This window comes from Ruminococcus difficilis (assembly GCF_016680995.1).
Window position 1 is genome coordinate 1 of sequence record NZ_JAEQMG010000012.1, and the last position, 15,463, is coordinate 15,463.

Here is a 15,463-nt window from a genome sequence, read left to right on the forward strand (position 1 = left end):
GGTCACACCATCATCAACGATTACGGCAAATTTGCGCTGCATCAGCTCCCTTCGGGCGTATTTCATCAGAATATCACCAACATCATCGGCAACGGCGTAGCTTTCAGCGTCGAGAACTTCGTCAAGGAAATGAAGGAGCTTGAGGACAGAGGCGTACCCACACCCAACGTCATCATCTCCGACCGCGCTCAGATTGTTATGCCTTACCACGTCGCGTTCGACTGCTACGAGGAGGAGCGTCTCGGCAAGAATTCCTTCGGCTCCACCAAGAGCGGTATCGCGCCCTTCTATTCCGACAAGTACTCAAAAATCGGCTTTCAGATCAACGAGCTCTATGACGATCCCGACTCTCTGAAGGCGAAGATTCATCACGCGCTCGAAATCAAGAACGCGACCCTCAAGAACCTCTACAACAAGCCCGAAATCACCGAGCAGGAGGTTTTTGACAAGCTCATGGAGTACAAGGAGCAGCTCGCGCCGTACGTCGGCGACGCGTTCATGTTCGTACATAACGCCATCAAGGAAGGCAAGAACATTCTCCTCGAGGGTCAGCTCGGCTCTCTCAAGGACACCGACTTCGGTATCTATCCCATGGTAACCTCCTCCAACACGATCGCGGGTTACGGCGCGGTCGGCGCAGGTATTCCGCCCTACGAGATCAAGGAGATCATCACCGTTGTCAAGGCCTACTCCAGCGCTGTAGGCGCGGGCGAGTTCGTTTCCGAGATTTTCGGCGACGAGGCTGACGAGCTTCGCAGACGCGGCGGCGACGGCGGCGAATTCGGCGCTACCACAGGCAGACCCAGACGTATGGGATGGCTCGACCTTGTTGCCACACGCTACGGCTGCATGGTTCAGGGCGCGACTCAGGTTGCCTTTACCGTCCTCGACGTTCTCGGCTACCTCGACGAAATCCCCGTTTGCGTCGGCTACGAACTCGACGGCAAGGTTATCGACTACTTCCCGTCAACAACCAAGCTCAAGAGATGCAAGCCTATCCTCAAAAAGCTCAAGGGCTGGAAGTGCTCTATCTCGGGTATCACTGAGTACGATAAGCTTCCCAAGGAGTGCCGCGAGTATATCGAGTTCGCCGAGAAGGAAATCGGCGTGCCGATCAAGATGGTCTCCAACGGCCCGTCCCGCAGCGATATCATCTACAGATAATAAAATGGAGCTGTCTTGTTTCAAGACAGCCCCGTTCATTTTGAAAAGAGGTATAATATGAACAAGGAAACGGTAATTGTCCTCGATTTCGGCGGTCAGTACAATCAGCTTATCGCCAGAAGGGTTCGCGAGTGCAATGTGTATTGCGAAATCCTGCCCTATACGGTGGAGCTTGAAAAAATCAAGGCTCTCAACCCCAAGGGAATTATCTTCACAGGCGGACCCAACAGTGTATATGACGAGAACTCGCCGCACTACACTCCCGAGATTTTTGAGCTGGGCGTGCCGATTCTCGGAATCTGCTACGGCTGTCAGCTCATGGCGTATTCTCTCGGCGGCAACGTAGTCTCCGCGACTGACGACGCTGTCAGCGAATACGGCAAGACCGTGACCGATTACAACCCCGATAATATTCTTTTTAAGAATATTCCTTCTCAGGGCATTTCGTGGATGAGTCACCGGGACTATATTAATGAGGTACCCGAGGGCTTTACCGTTTCCGCAGCTACCGCTCATTGTCCCGTTGCTGCAATGGCTGACCCCGAGCGCAGACTATACGGCGTTCAGTTCCATCCCGAGGTAAACCATACCGAGAACGGCAAGGACATGCTCAGAGCGTTCTTGTACGACGTTTGCGAGTGTAAGGGCGAGTGGAAGATGGACAGCTTCATCGACACCACCGTTGAGCAGATTCGCGCTCAGGTAGGCGACAAGGGCGTAGTTCTCGGTCTTTCGGGCGGCGTTGATTCCTCTGTTGCCGCGGCGCTGATCAGCAAGGCGATCGGCAAGCAGCTCACCTGCGTATTCGTCGATCAGGGCTTAATGCGCAAGGACGAGGGCGATTTCGTTGAAAACACCTTCACTAAGCTCTTCGACATGAACTTTGTCCGCATCAACTGTCAGGACGAGTTCCTCTCAAAGCTCAAGGGCGTGAGCGATCCCGAGGACAAGCGTAAAATCATCGGAACTGAGTTCTATAACGTGTTCTGGAATAAAATCCGCGAGAGCTACGGCTCGGGATTCTTCGCTCAGGGCACGATTTACCCCGACCGCATTGAGAGCGGCAAGGGTGACGCGGCGAAGATCAAGACCCACCACAACCAGGTAGGCGTGCCCGAGGACATCAAGTTTGAGGATATCATCGAACCGCTCAAGGACTTGTTCAAGGACGAGGTACGCGCGGTAGGTGAGAAGCTCGGACTTCCTCACGACCTCGTATGGCGTCAGCCATTCCCGGGGCCGGGACTGGGCGTCCGCGTTATCGGTGAGGTAACCGCCGAGCGCGTAAGAATTTTGCAGGAAGCCGACGCTATTCTCCGCGACGAGATGGACAAGTGCGGCTATGCCGACAAGATGAGCCAGTTCTTTGCGGTACTCCCCGGTGTAAAGACCGTCGGCGTAATGGGCGACGCGCGCACCTACAGCGAGCTTGTTGCAATCCGCGCGGTAACGACCGACGACTTCATGACCGCCGACTGGGCAAAGATTCCGTATGATATTCTCGGCAAGGTCTCAAACCGCATTATTAATGAAGTGACCCACGTAAACCGCGTAGTTTACGACATCACCTCCAAGCCTCCCGGAACGGTGGAATGGGAGTGATTTTGCTTCGCCAAGTTATAGATTGACAAGTCAATGATGATTCGTTTCACGACCATATCACCACTCTGAACCGATAACTAAACAGGCGCCCTTGACCGTAAACCGCACGATCAAGGGCGCCTTTATTATCTTTGATTATGCTTCTTTCCAGCGTTTCAACTGCGACAGATACCCGTCATACGCCGCGCGGCGTTCATCATCAGGGATATCCTCCGTATTCGGCACATGCTCCATCAGGAAATCCAGCAGCTTCTCCTTGCTGTCATAGGCGAACTTCCCGTCCGCATAGCACCATTTGCAGTAGTCGTCGTTAATACTGCCGTCCGCTTCACGACTAAGCATATCCTCGTCCGTCAGCGGCATACTGCAGCATTGACAATATTTATTTGACCCCTTTATTTCTCCGTTACTTCATAGGTATTTCTCTCGATCGTCAAGCCGAATTCCCGCGTCTTTCCGTCGGGAGCTTTGAGCGTAAAGCTCGTTTCTCCTGATTTTTTCAGGTCGGCATGCACCATATAATCCTCGATCTCTTCCATATAAACGATTTTGATATCGCCGTAGCTGCTGTCCTCAATGGCGACCGTGTACGTGTCGTCAAGGGGCGTCTCCTCGCTGCTCGAGAGGATATCCGTGCTGTACACAGGGGGATTGAGCAGGCAGATCACCGTCAGTGTTACGACAGCCGCCGCGCCGATCGCCGCGCCCGTGATCCGTATCCTTTTATCGCGGAAGATACACACGGGATACAATATCATCGCCGCCGCACAGAACAGTGTGATCAGGATATACCGCGGGAACGAAAACTGACAATCCGAAAAATAATTCATATAAGACATGCCCGTCAGCAAGATCATCGGCAGCAGGATCAGATATCCCCACCACTTGTCCTTTTTCATGTAATAGCCGACAAAGCCCATCGGGAAGCAAAGGAGCGTCCAAATAAACCAGTACCCGTAATATCCGAACAACCCCCAGCCCATACTGCTGAACGGCACCTGTATCAAATACACCAGCGGCTGGCTGATCAGGAAAAAAACAAAGCACTTCAAGGCGGAATCCAAGTTTGATTTGCTGTTCATGATGATAAAGATACCGAACAAAATCCATACCTCAAAGGTCGCTGTTATCGTATGGAACGACGTGTTCAAAAATATCGGAACGATCGCGAACACCGCCGTCACCACGCCCGCGATCACAGCCCCTATAATCACCCTCGGCCAAGTCAGATTGATTCCTCCGAATAGTTTTTTCATCTTCGATCTCCTAACATTTTTGATAAGCTTATTATACCCCCGTCCTCCCGAACTGTCAAGCAAGTATATTGCTATCTCCTCCCGTCCATGCTATAATCAAACACGAGGCGGTGATGTGATGAAAAACTCTTTTGAACTGATCTACGACGTTGTCAGAAGGATCCCCCGCGGCAAGGTCGCGACCTACGGACAGATCGCCATGCTCGCGGGCAACCCGCGCTGGAGCCGCGTCGTCGGCTACGCCCTGCACGTCAATCCCGATCCCGCGCATATCCCCTGCTACCGCGTCGTCAACCGTCTCGGCGAGCCGTCCCGCGCCTTCGCCTTCGGCTTTTTTATTTCTCGATATAATGTGCTAATATGATTGATTTAAAGGTGTGTTCCTGTTGCAAATATCCATATGATATGTTACTATAATTATAATAAATCTTGGAGATGATAATGTGAGTCGCAACGATCAATACAATCTCGAAATAGAAAAAAGAATTCGGCAGATAGCTGAAGAAGAAAAAAATTCGGCAACTATCCAATGAAGAAAGAAGTCAAAATATATGCCCTAAACGTGACTCAATGCTTGATTTAGTTGCTAAGTGTGTTATTGATTCGGCAAATGCTTCAACTTCTATTATTCAACGAAGGTTAAAAAATCGGATATGCGAGAGCGGGCAAATTGTTGGATGAACTGGAACAGTTAGGAGTAGTTGGACCTCATCAAGGCGCTAAACCGCGTGATGTCCTTGTTACATATAAAGAGTGGGAAATAATATATAACGAATTACCTGCTGAAAAAGAAACAGTTATAGATGATGATTCCCACGATAATGACTACTCTGTTTTATCGGATGCAGAAATTCGGAAAATGATTGCTGAAACGCCGAGTGTTTCCGAAATCTATAAAACTAAGTTTGGGATAGATATAGATTACTCTGATGACGGATTTTTTATAGACAAGCTCGAAAACAGTATTTTCCCGAACACTAATGACAGCGTCAAAGAGCTATTTATCACAAATATAGTAACTTATGCTTCACCTGATATCCCTAAGTTAAATGAAGTTGATATTATGGAAGGTAGGGATTTTGAAAATTTTACTGGTGATCTGCTTCGTTCAAATGGCTTTATGAATATTAGTGTTACTCCTTCTTCGGGAGATATATTCGATAAATCCTCGGCTGTTATGATAGGCGACAGGGAACACGACATTATCGGAGCAAATGAAAACGGCTATGTTTCCGTAGGCAACGGCATCAGCGACATTCACGAAATCAAATCCGCAAAAGAAATTAATGATGAAATGACGAAGGATTATTGTAAGTAATATAAAAACCGCAGTTTTGGGGTCTATTTCTAAAACTGCGGTTTATTGTTATCCTTGTTTTCCGGACTTTGTTTGATCTGTTCGTTGCGTTTATCACTGCTTTTTGTAATCAGAAAAATGTAACTCTTATAAACATAAAGCTACTAAAATATACACTTATGCAAAATTCGAATAACTATATTCGTATTTGAGATAATTTGCATAGCCGATTTGTTGACTTTCTTCAACTCTTTCTTTATAATGATGACGGTTGGTGACGATCAACCTTTAACGAACTGTACAGTCATGATTATTCCATTTATTTAAGGAGATTAATTATGCAGTTATTCAAAAACTTTTGTACCCCAACGGTAAACAAAAACGGTTTATTAGTTGATTTTCAGCTGAACGTACCCGAAAGCTATAATTTCGGCTATGATGTAGTTGATGAGATGGCTCGCCTTGCACCCTGCGACAGGGCTCTTGTCTATACTAACCCTGACAAGGTTGAAAAAACATTTACATTTGGCGACATAAGCCGGCTGAGCAATAAAGCGGCAAATGCGCTGAAAGCACAAGGCGTTAAAAAAGGCGATAAAGTGCTCGTTATTTTGAAGCGTAACTATGAGTACTGGTATATTGTACCGGCACTCCATAAATTAGGCGCGGTTGCCATTCCGGCGACCAATATGCTGACAGTTGACGATATTACCTATCGCATAGAAACAGCGGATATTCGTTTTGCGATCTGTACTCCGGACGGCAGCACAGCCGAGGATATGCTTGAAGCCGCAGCGCAAAAGCGGCAGTTAGAATCAGTGTTCGTTGTGCGCCGCGATTTGCCCGGAGCAATCAATCTGACAAAACTGATAGATTCGGCAGACGAAAGCTTCACGCCTGTTGATACCAAAGCGGAAGAACCTATGCTGATTTACTTTACCTCCGGCACAACAGGCTACCCTAAAGCAGTCGTGCATGATCACACCTACTCGCTTTCGCACATAATCACCGCTAAATACTGGCAGAACGTCCGTGAAAACGGGCTTCACCTGACCGTAGCCGAAACAGGTTGGGGCAAAGCCTCGTGGGGAAAGATCTACGGACAATGGCTGTGCGGCTGCGCTGTTATGGTTTACGATTTTGACAGCTTCTCACCGCACAAGCTGCTGCGGATAATGGAGAAATACAAGGTTACCTCTTTTTGCGCGCCGCCGACGGTTTACCGTTATTTTATCAAGCGTAATATGAGCAAGTATGATTTATCGGCGCTGGAGCACCTGACCACTGCCGGAGAGGCTTTGAATCCCTCTGTGTTTGAAAAGGTTTATGAGCAGACGGGTCTGTGCTTAAAGGAAGGCTTCGGTCAAACAGAGTCCGTGCTTATGCTCGGTAATCTTGTCGGTACAGAGTCAAAGACCGGCTCGCTCGGAAAGCCTACGCCGTTGTACAACACCATGATAGTTGATGAAGACGGCAACGAGCTTAAGGAGAACGAGGTCGGCGAGATCGTAGTCGTGCCGCAAAAGCAGCAGTACGGTATATTTATGGGCTATTGCGGTGATGAAAAGCTGTACGAAAGCGTGTGGAGAAACGGCGTTTATCACACAGGCGACACCGCGTATAAGGACGAAGACGGATTCTATTGGTATGTCGGAAGAATAGACGATTTGATCAAAACAAGAGGCTTCCGCGTCGGACCGTTTGAAATCGAAAATGTATTGATGAAACACCCTGCTGTTTTGGAATGCGCGGTTACGGGTATTCCCGACGCTTCAAGAGGACAGGCTATCAAAGCAACGGTAAAGCTTGCCGACGGTTTTGAAAAGAGCAAACAGCTCGAAAAAGAAATCAAGCGTTTTGTCAACAAAAAGGTTTCATCCTACAAGCATATCCAAGTTCTGGAATTTGCCGACGAAATGCCGAAAACCATAAGCGGAAAAATCAAACGCACCGACATCAGAAGCATTGACAGAACTAAGATTTGTTAAGGAGCCGTTATGAGTTGGGAATACAACAGAAGAGTAAAATATTATGAAACCGATCGAATGGGCGTAGTGCATCATTCAAACTATCTGCGTCTGCTTGAGGACGCCCGAATGGATTGGCTGGGCGATAATCTCATCACTTACAGTGAGCTTGAAAGATCGGGAGTCATAATCCCCTGCGTTTCCGCTTCGGGAGAATTTCTTAATTACCTGCGCTACGACGATCCGTTCAAGGTGGTTATGCGGTTGACCGGATTTAAGGGCGTAAAGATGAGCTTTGCCTATGAGATCATCAACACCGATACAAACGAGCTCTGCTACAAGGGCGTCAGCTCTCATTTTTTTGCAAAGGACGGAAGCTATAAGCCGTATTTATCCTTTAGAAAAGAATTTCCGGAATTATCTCAAAAAATGAACGAATTAGTGGAAGCCTAGGCTTGCAAAACAATATTACAGAGCCACGTTTTATTGTATTGATAACCGCATTATAATTCCAAAACCGAATAATAACCAAGTCGCCAAGTCGGAACCCTCCTGCTTGGCGGCGTTTTCTATTACCATCAAGCTTGCAAAGTAATATAATTACCCTACCTAACTGGTTTTGCTTCTCAAAGGGCGCATAAATACTGCGTTTTGAAGCCCAAAAGCGTGACACTTTTTCGATTTATTATCAAGATCAAAAAGCATAATCAATTTATCGCTTTAAAGTGTTGATTTTAAATGACAGCTATGCTATAATAAACCAAAAGTAATCAGAAATAAACCAAGCTACGAATGATAGCAAATGACTGATAGCTTTTTGATAGCACAAGCTGTGATAACTAAACAAAAATGTATAATTGAAACCATATTTTCCCACGAGAAGCAATATTTATTAAACGAAGTTGTTTAATGATTGCTTTGCACTTAAGAATGGGAATAAATAAAAAATTACACCCCTGACTTAATCGGTCAGGGGTGATTTGCGTTTATTTCATCTCGAGATTGTCAGTCATGATATCCTGCTTGAATTCCTCGTTCATATCGGGATAAGCGGAGAGCATCGGCTCAAGTCTTTTGCCTTTCTTACGGTCAAAGTAGTTCTTCGTGATTTTTGCCACAAGACCGCTCAGCGCAATCAGGCATATCAGGTTCGGCACAGCCATCAGACCGTTAAAGGTGTCGTCGATCGCCCAGATAAGCTCGCCGTGGATCGCCGCGGAAACCGCGATCAGCAGTACGTAAACGATCTTGAACGCGATGATTATGTACTTGCGCTTTTTCTCGCTGACCCAGCCGAAACAGAATTCAATAGCCTTTTCGCCGTAGTACGACCACGCGATGATCGTCGTAAATGCAAACAGCGGAAGGATAATAGAGAACACTGCAACGCCGAAGGTGCCGAAGTTAGTTGAGAACAGCGACATGGCCATAACGGAGTCGTCCATATCGGCGGTCAGAGTGTTGAGATCGAAGGTCGTCAGGAAGGTGAGAGAGGTGAGGGTGCAGATGATGAAGGTGTCGAAAAATACCTCAAACACACCCCAAAGACCCTGCTTTACAGGCTCTCTTGTTTCGGAAGCGGAGTGCGCGATAACGGACGAGCCTAGACCTGCTTCGTTTGAGAATACGCCTCTCGCCATGCCTTTTTTGATGACCTGCGCGAAGGAGTAGCCGAGAATACCTCCGCCTGCCGCCTGGAAATTGAAAGCCTTTTCGAAGATAAGACCGAAAGCCTTGGGTACCTGGTCAAAGTGAATGATGATCGCAATGAGCGACATGATTATAAAGAGCAGCGACATAAACGGAACGAGCATAGATGTGACCTTGCCGATTCTCTGAATGCCGCCGATGATGATAACCGCAGTCAGAGCCGCGACGATCACACCGATGATCAGCTTGATTGTCATGGCGTTCTCAGCCGTCCATACCCTTGTGAGCGCCTCGGTGAGAGTGCCGGAGATTTTGTTTGTCTGCACACCGCTCATGCCGATTGCCGCGAACACACAGAAGATAGCGGCGCAGTAAGCGAGCCATTTCCATTTCAGACCGTTCGCGATGTAGTAGAACGAGCCGCCCGAGAGGTTGCCGTCCTTGTCTTTCTTGCGGAAGTACAGACCGAGTACGTTCTCGGAGTAGTTTGTGACCATGCCGAAGAACGCCGAGATCCACATCCAGAATACAGCGCCGGGACCGCCCGTCAGTATTGCCGATACAACGCCGACGATATTTCCGGTGCCGACTGTTCCCGAGATAGCGGTTGAGAACGCCTCGAACTGAGATACCGACTTGACGCGGCTGTCCTTCTCGCGTTTTTTGCCTAAGCTCTTGAGAGTGGGGACTATGGTTGTGTTCAGCGATTCGCCGAACTTGCGCACCTGCAGGAATTTTGTCCTGACGGTGAGCAGAATGCCCGTGCCGAGAATAAGAATGACCACAGGCCAGCCCCAAACAATACCGTTGAGAAAATTATTTACCTCCTCAACGGTCGAGAGTACTTGCTCCCACATAATTTTCCTCCTCATTTTTAAAAATACACAATAAGATTATATCATAACTTAAAAAATTGCGCAATAGTAGTATATAATTCATAAATAATAATTACTTGCCTTATAAATCGGATTTGCGAAATATTCGCAAATTGCTTGACATACCGCCTCTGATTTGGTATAATAATTTGCGAATGAATTGCAAATTGGGAGGCGATGATTTGCCTAAGTATATGACAAAGCAGCGGAAGGCGCTGCTTGCTTTTTTGTCAGAGCATGCCGACGAGGAGCTCACGGCAAAGCAGCTCGAAACAGCTCTTTCGGGAGAGGGAATCAGCATCAGCGCTGTGTACCGCAACCTCTCCGACCTTGAGAAGGAGGGCAAGATACGCCGCGTCAGCAAAAGCGGCACTCGCGAGGTGTATTATCTCTACACCGACAGCGATTCCTGCAAGGATTGTCTGCACCTTTCGTGCGAGAAGTGCGGCAGAACATATCATATGAATATGCCCGGGGTCGAGATGCTTATGAATAACCTCGAGCAAAGCGATGAATTCAAGATTGACAAGGCGAACACGGTGCTGTACGGCGTCTGCAAGTCCTGTCGCAAAAACAAGGAGGACTAGATGAAACGACTTATAGCATTAATGCTCACCGCCGTGATGACGCTTTGTTTATTTGCAGGCTGCGGCACAACAACAACCGAGAGCAAAGCGTTCAAGATAGTGACAACGATCTATCCCGTTTACAACTGGCTGCAGAATATCACAGACGGCGCTGAGAACGTCGAGCTGACTCTTCTCGTCGAGGACGGCAAGGATATCCACAACTACCAGCCGACCGCCGAGGATATGGTAAAAATCAGCGACTGCAATTATTTTGTATACGTCGGCGGCGAGTCTGACAAGTGGGTAAACGACTCCGCGGCAGCGTTTTTTAAGGACAACGACGGCAAGTATAAGGTATCTTTGCTCGACCTTCTCGGCGATTACGCGAAAGACGAGGAGCTTGTTGAAGGAATGCAGGCAGAGGAAGAGGAGGACGATGACGGCGCTTATGACGAGCATGTCTGGCTCTCGGTAAAGAACGCGGAGCTTTTCTGCCGCGAGCTGGCAGCCGGACTTAAGACCGCTGATTCTGCAAACGCCGATGTTTATGAGAAGAACGAAAAGACGTATCAGGAGAAGCTGAAAGCCCTCGACGACAAGCACACCGACGCCCTTATCAAGGCGGACAAGAAATACGACACTCTGCTTTTCGGCGATCGTTTTCCGTTCCGCTACCTTGTAGACGACTATAAGCTGAAATACTACGCCGCGTTTGCAGGCTGTTCGGCTGACAGCGAGGCGAGCTTTGAGACAGTCGCCTTTCTCGCGGACAAGCTGACAGAGCTCAGGCTGCCTGCCGTGCTCACGATCGACGGTTCGGACGGAAAGCTCGCCGAGACAATAATCGAAACCTCTGACAACAAGACCGCGCAAATCCTTCAGCTCAACTCAATGCAGGCAGTTTCAAAGGAAATGATTGACAGCGGAGACGACTATATCGGCATGATGGAAAAGAATCTCGACGTGCTCAAAACGGCGCTCGCGGTCGGGAAATAAGGAGAAAATATGTCACAGTTAACCTGCCGTGAGCTTTCTCTCGGCTACGAGGGCAAGGAGATAATCTCGAACCTCAGCTTTCACGTCAACGCGGGCGACTATCTCTGTATCGTCGGCGAGAACGGCTCGGGTAAATCCACCCTCATGAAAACTATTCTCGGACTGCGCAAGCCGATGAAGGGCGAGATCATCACCGGCGACGGGCTTCGTTCCCGTGAAATCGGCTACCTTCCGCAGCAGACGGTAGTGCAGAAGGACTTTCCCGCTTCGGTAAAAGAAATAGTTCTTTCAGGCTTTCAGGGAAGGTGCGGACTCAGACCGTTTTATACAAAGGCTGAAAAGCGCGTCGCCATGGAAAATATCCGCAAGATGGGTATCGAGGACTTGAAGAACCGCTGTTACCGCGAGCTTTCGGGCGGTCAGCAGCAGCGCGTTCTGCTTGCGCGCGCACTCTGTGCGACGAAAAAAATGCTGCTTCTGGACGAGCCTGTCGCGGGACTTGACCCAATCGTCACGGCTGATATGTACAGCCTTATCGAATCTCTCAACAAGAACGAGGGCATCACAATAATAATGATTTCGCACGACATTTCCGCCGCGCTCAAGTACGCCACCCATATTCTCCACATCAGCGACGAGCTGTTTTTCGGCACGCGCCGCCAGTTTGAGGAGAGCAAGGCAGGCAAAAGGCTGTCGGTTCTGATGGGAGGCGAGTTCTGATGGAAGAAATGTTCTCGCGCCTCGCGGTGTTTTTCCAGATGCCGTTTGTGCGCTACGCCTTCATCGTCGGTATACTGATAGCGCTCTGTGCCTCGCTTCTGGGCGTGACATTGGTGCTCAAGCGCTTCTCGTTCATCGGCGACGGACTCTCTCACGTCGCGTTCGGCGCAATGGCGGTCGCGGCTGTCGTGGGGCTGACGAATAATATGTTCATCGTTATGCCTATCACTATAATCAGCGCGGTATTGCTTTTGCGCACGGGCACCAACACCAGGATAAAGGGCGACGCGGCTGTCGCGATGATATCCGTCGGCGCGCTCGCGTTCGGTTATCTTCTGATGAACAAGTTCCCGACCTCGGCTAACGTCTCGGGCGACGTGTGCACGACTCTTTTCGGTTCGACCTCGATCATCACTCTCAAGGAAGAGGACGTTTGGTTCTGCGCGGTGCTGTCGCTCGTGGTTGTGCTTGCGTTCATCTTCTTTTACAACAAGATTTTTTCCGTTACCTTCGACGAGAACTTCGCGCGCGCAACAGGTACACGGGTGAGTGTCTATAATCTGATTATCGCGATAATCATTGCGGTCATTATCGTAATCGGAATGAGCCTTGTAGGTTCGCTCCTGATTTCCGCGCTTATAATTTTCCCTGCGCTTTCCGCGATGCGCGTGTTCAAGAGCTTCAAATCCGTCACGATCTGCTCGGCGTGCCTGTCGGTATTTTGCGCGGCGATCGGTATTCTGGTATCTATCCTCGCTAATACTCCCGTAGGCGCGACAATAGTGATCGCCGACATAGCCGTATTCGGTATCTTCACGCTTATCGGCGGCTTCAGGAGCGGCTTTAAATCTTAATACAAATAACTACAGCCGGCTTTTAACAAGCCGGCTGTTTGAATATTATTTCACTGACGAGGCGGATACCCTCGTCTATTTTATTTATCGGTATTCCCGAGAAGCAGAAGCCGAAGTCACTGTCCGATTTAATAGATGTCATCAGACGGATTCCGTTTTCTTCAAGCGCATTGTCGATTTCGGCGCGGTTTACTTCTTTCGGCAGCTTAACGGCGACATACATTGCGGTTTCGTTGAAGGTAAGAGCTGCGTTTGGAAAGTATCTCTTTATACTCTCAAGTGTCTGCCTGCTCTTTTCGAGGTAAACACGCCTTGCTCTGCGGATATGCGAGTCCATCTTGCCCGAGTTGAGATATCCCGCCAGCGCGAGCTGTTCGGTTTTTGAGGCGATTTGATTAATGTAGGGCTTGCATTCCGAAAAATCCTTCATCAGGCTCTCAGGCAGCACCATGTAGCTGATACGAACCGACGGCAGCAGTACCTTTGAGAACGAGCCGATGTACACAGTGTGCTCAGAGTCATAGTACTGTACGCAGGGTATGGGGTGGGAGCTGTATCGCAGCTCGCCGTTGAAATCGTCCTCGATAATATACGCGCCGTGCTTAGCTGCCCAGCGAATCATCTCGAGCCGCCTTGTCACAGGCATATTAAGGCCGCGTTTGCCCGAGAAATTCGGGTTGACAAGGATAATATCGGGGCTTAGCGCGTCGAGTGAATCGATCGTTACGCCCAAATCGTCGCTGTCGAAGTAGCAGATTTCATATCCGAAGCTGCGGAAAACGAATTCCGACTGTACGAAGCTCGACTTTTGCAGAGCGACGCGTTTATCAGTTCCGATCAGCGAACACAAGAGATACAATACAGCCTGGGTACCTGCGCCGACTATAATATTAGACATTTTTGAGTTGACGCTTCTGATTCCGAGCGCGTATTTCTGCAGCGCGTAACGCAGGGCTTCCTCACCCTGAGCGTCGCCGTATGAGGTCAGAAGGTAGCTGCGGTTGATGATATTTTTTATCTCCTTGCGCCAGATAGCGAGGTCAATAACGCTGCTGTCAATGCTCTTGGTGCTGAAATCATACTCGTAGTACTTATTTTCTTTTTTAGAATTATCCTCGATGCTCTCGGCAATCTTCGGGCGGTTCTCAAAGTCAGCCGCGACGAAATAACCGCTTTTCGGGCGGTTTGTAATGTAACCCTCGGCGCACAGCTGGTCGTAGGCAGAAATCACGGTGGTTTTTGAGAGCGACAGCGAGCTGCTGAGTTCTCTTATAGACGGCAGGCGGTCGTTTTTCTTCAGGTTGCCGTTCTCGATAGCCCGTCTGACGGAGTGGTAAATCTGCCGATAGAGCGGTATTTTGTCGTTTTTGTCAGTCATAATAAAATCGTAAAGCATTTCATCACCATTTTCATTGTACCACCCACAGGGGAATATTGCAATAACGGTTGAAATTTTCTCCATTTATTAGTATAATAAATAAGTATGATAATTTTACGAGAGAGGGATTTTTGTGAATACTTCGGTAAACCGTTTTTTTGAAGGAATCAAGGGCAAGACCGTAGCCTTCATCGGCATCGGCACAAGCAACCTGCCTTTGATAAAGCTGTTCGCGGATAAGGGAGCAAAGGTCAAGGCGCTCGACAGAAAGGACTTTGAAGCCCTCGGCGAAAACGGCGTGCTCGCAAAGGAGTACGGCGCTGAGCTGATTCTGGGAGATTGCTACCTTGACAATATCGACGCGGACATAGTTTTCCGCAGCCCGGGCACACCGTTCTACAAGCCCGAGCTTGTGGCTGTGCGCGAGAGCGGAAATGTACTGACCTCTGAGATGGAGGTTTTCTTTGAGCTGTGTCCGTGCAAGACAATTGCCGTCACAGGCTCCGACGGCAAGACCACCACAACGACGATCATTTCCGAGTTCTTGAAGGCGGCGGGAAAGACCGTTCACCTCGGAGGCAACATCGGCAAGCCCTTGCTGCCCGAAATCGAGAGCATAGACGCGGACGACTATGCGGTTGTCGAGCTCTCGAGTTTCCAGCTTATTTCCATGCGCCAAAGCCCCGACGTGGCGGTTGTCACAAACCTCGCGCCGAACCACCTCGATATCCACAAGGATATGCAGGAGTACATCGACTCAAAGCGCAACATCGTGCTTCACCAGAGCGCGTTCTCAAAGGCGGTAGTCAACCTCGATAACGAAATCGCGAACAGCTTTTCCGAGAACGTCCGCGGTCAGCTCTGCAAGTTCAGCGTTAAGGAACAGCTCTCCAACGGCGCGTATCTTGATGGCACCACGATCTGCTACAGCGACTATGGTAAGGTAACGCGAATCATGGATATCTCCGATATCCGCATTCCGGGCATGCACAACGTCGAGAACTACCTCGCGGCGATTTCCGCGGTATGGGGTATGGTCGACGTTGATACAATAGTCAAGGTCGCAAAGGAATTCGGCGGCGTCGCTCACCGCGCGGAGTTTGTCAGGGAATACAAGGGTGTGCGCTACTACAAA

The 15,463-nt window shown here is 49.1% G+C and carries 15 protein-coding genes; 11 read left to right on the plus strand and 4 right to left on the minus strand.

Features of this window, described 5'->3' with window-relative positions; translation table 11 throughout:
• Together JKK62_RS00795 and guaA are read left to right on the plus strand one after the other, a co-directional pair.
• Nucleotides 1-1,164, plus strand: a 1,164-nt coding sequence (locus JKK62_RS00795) for an adenylosuccinate synthase (RefSeq protein ID WP_201426543.1), incomplete at its 5' end; no start/stop codon positions are given.
• Nucleotides 1,165-1,221: 57 nt separating this feature from the next.
• Nucleotides 1,222-2,766: a glutamine-hydrolyzing GMP synthase gene (gene guaA, locus JKK62_RS00800; RefSeq protein ID WP_201426544.1), complete on the plus strand. Its 1,545-nt coding sequence runs from the start codon at nt 1,222-1,224 to the stop codon at nt 2,764-2,766.
• Between the two features lie 135 nt (nt 2,767-2,901).
• On the opposite strand, the gene JKK62_RS00805 is transcribed toward guaA, so the two are convergent.
• Both JKK62_RS00805 and JKK62_RS00810 read right to left on the minus strand, forming a co-directional pair.
• Nucleotides 2,902-3,129 carry a zinc ribbon domain-containing protein gene (locus JKK62_RS00805; protein WP_201426545.1) on the minus strand — a complete coding sequence of 76 codons (228 nt, stop codon included), beginning with the start codon at nt 3,127-3,129 and terminating at the stop codon, nt 2,902-2,904.
• A 32-nt stretch (nt 3,130-3,161) separates the two neighbouring features.
• A complete protein-coding gene (locus tag JKK62_RS00810) occupies nt 3,162-4,022 on the minus strand; it encodes a hypothetical protein (RefSeq protein ID WP_201426546.1) in 861 nt (286 codons plus the stop codon).
• A 118-nt stretch (nt 4,023-4,140) separates the two neighbouring features.
• Between JKK62_RS00810 and JKK62_RS00815 the strand changes: the two genes are divergently transcribed.
• The 4 genes from JKK62_RS00815 to JKK62_RS00830 all read left to right on the plus strand — a co-directional run bounded on the left by JKK62_RS00815 (nt 4,141) and on the right by JKK62_RS00830 (nt 7,739).
• Complete coding sequence (locus JKK62_RS00815; RefSeq protein WP_201426547.1) at nt 4,141-4,386, plus strand: MGMT family protein; 246 nt, start codon at nt 4,141-4,143, stop codon at nt 4,384-4,386.
• A gap of 309 nt (nt 4,387-4,695) precedes the next feature.
• The gene (locus JKK62_RS17900; protein WP_201426548.1) at nt 4,696-5,340 is read left to right on the plus strand and encodes an HAD hydrolase-like protein; all 645 of its coding nucleotides are present in this window, start codon (nt 4,696-4,698) and stop codon (nt 5,338-5,340) included.
• A 317-nt stretch (nt 5,341-5,657) separates the two neighbouring features.
• Nucleotides 5,658-7,307: an AMP-binding protein gene (locus JKK62_RS00825; RefSeq protein ID WP_201426549.1), complete on the plus strand. Its 1,650-nt coding sequence runs from the start codon at nt 5,658-5,660 to the stop codon at nt 7,305-7,307.
• 9 nt (nt 7,308-7,316) lie between these two features.
• Entirely contained in the window at nt 7,317-7,739 is a 423-nt protein-coding gene (locus tag JKK62_RS00830) for an acyl-CoA thioesterase (protein WP_201426550.1), read from the plus strand.
• 533 nt (nt 7,740-8,272) lie between these two features.
• On the opposite strand, the gene JKK62_RS00835 is transcribed toward JKK62_RS00830, so the two are convergent.
• The gene (locus JKK62_RS00835) at nt 8,273-9,793 is read right to left on the minus strand and encodes an alanine/glycine:cation symporter family protein (protein WP_186834104.1); all 1,521 of its coding nucleotides are present in this window, start codon (nt 9,791-9,793) and stop codon (nt 8,273-8,275) included.
• A gap of 200 nt (nt 9,794-9,993) precedes the next feature.
• Here JKK62_RS00835 and JKK62_RS00840 point away from each other — a divergent pair, with 200 nt between their 5' ends.
• From JKK62_RS00840 to JKK62_RS00855, 4 genes are read left to right on the plus strand one after another with little or no spacing between them, the layout of a single operon-like run.
• Entirely contained in the window at nt 9,994-10,398 is a 405-nt protein-coding gene (locus JKK62_RS00840) for a Fur family transcriptional regulator (protein WP_186834103.1), read from the plus strand.
• On the plus strand, nt 10,399-11,376 hold the full coding sequence (locus JKK62_RS00845) for a metal ABC transporter substrate-binding protein (protein ID WP_201426551.1): 978 nt from the start codon (nt 10,399-10,401) through the stop codon (nt 11,374-11,376).
• Nucleotides 11,377-11,385: 9 nt separating this feature from the next.
• Nucleotides 11,386-12,096, plus strand: coding sequence for a metal ABC transporter ATP-binding protein (locus JKK62_RS00850; protein ID WP_201426552.1), 711 nt, complete (start codon nt 11,386-11,388; stop codon nt 12,094-12,096).
• A complete protein-coding gene (locus tag JKK62_RS00855; RefSeq protein ID WP_399552659.1) occupies nt 12,096-12,950 on the plus strand; it encodes a metal ABC transporter permease in 855 nt (284 codons plus the stop codon). Before JKK62_RS00850 ends, JKK62_RS00855 begins: the two co-directional genes overlap by 1 nt.
• A 22-nt stretch (nt 12,951-12,972) precedes the next feature.
• Here JKK62_RS00855 and pdxR read toward each other — a convergent pair whose 3' ends face one another.
• Nucleotides 12,973-14,328, minus strand: a complete 1,356-nt coding sequence (pdxR, locus tag JKK62_RS00860; protein ID WP_201426553.1) for a MocR-like pyridoxine biosynthesis transcription factor PdxR — start codon at nt 14,326-14,328, stop codon at nt 12,973-12,975.
• Between the two features lie 133 nt (nt 14,329-14,461).
• On the opposite strand from pdxR, the gene JKK62_RS00865 reads away from it, so the two are divergent.
• Nucleotides 14,462-15,463, plus strand: a 1,002-nt coding sequence (locus JKK62_RS00865) for a Mur ligase family protein (protein ID WP_201426554.1), incomplete at its 3' end; no start/stop codon positions are given.

Bases quoted from the DNA above. Each gene is read 5' to 3' on its own strand.
- JKK62_RS00835 (WP_186834104.1), bottom strand. From the start codon at position 9,793: ATGTGGGAGCAAGTACTCTCGACCGTTGAGGAGGTAAATAATTTTCTC.
- guaA (WP_201426544.1), top strand. From the start codon at position 1,222: ATGAACAAGGAAACGGTAATTGTCCTCGATTTCGGCGGTCAGTACAAT.
- JKK62_RS00810 (WP_201426546.1), bottom strand. From the start codon at position 4,022: ATGAAAAAACTATTCGGAGGAATCAATCTGACTTGGCCGAGGGTGATT.
- JKK62_RS00825 (WP_201426549.1), top strand. From the start codon at position 5,658: ATGCAGTTATTCAAAAACTTTTGTACCCCAACGGTAAACAAAAACGGT.
- pdxR (WP_201426553.1), bottom strand. From the start codon at position 14,328: ATGACTGACAAAAACGACAAAATACCGCTCTATCGGCAGATTTACCAC.
- JKK62_RS00805 (WP_201426545.1), bottom strand. From the start codon at position 3,129: ATGCCGCTGACGGACGAGGATATGCTTAGTCGTGAAGCGGACGGCAGT.
- JKK62_RS00850 (WP_201426552.1), top strand. From the start codon at position 11,386: ATGTCACAGTTAACCTGCCGTGAGCTTTCTCTCGGCTACGAGGGCAAG.
- JKK62_RS00845 (WP_201426551.1), top strand. From the start codon at position 10,399: ATGAAACGACTTATAGCATTAATGCTCACCGCCGTGATGACGCTTTGT.
- JKK62_RS00830 (WP_201426550.1), top strand. From the start codon at position 7,317: ATGAGTTGGGAATACAACAGAAGAGTAAAATATTATGAAACCGATCGA.
- JKK62_RS00855 (WP_399552659.1), top strand. From the start codon at position 12,096: ATGGAAGAAATGTTCTCGCGCCTCGCGGTGTTTTTCCAGATGCCGTTT.
- JKK62_RS00815 (WP_201426547.1), top strand. From the start codon at position 4,141: ATGAAAAACTCTTTTGAACTGATCTACGACGTTGTCAGAAGGATCCCC.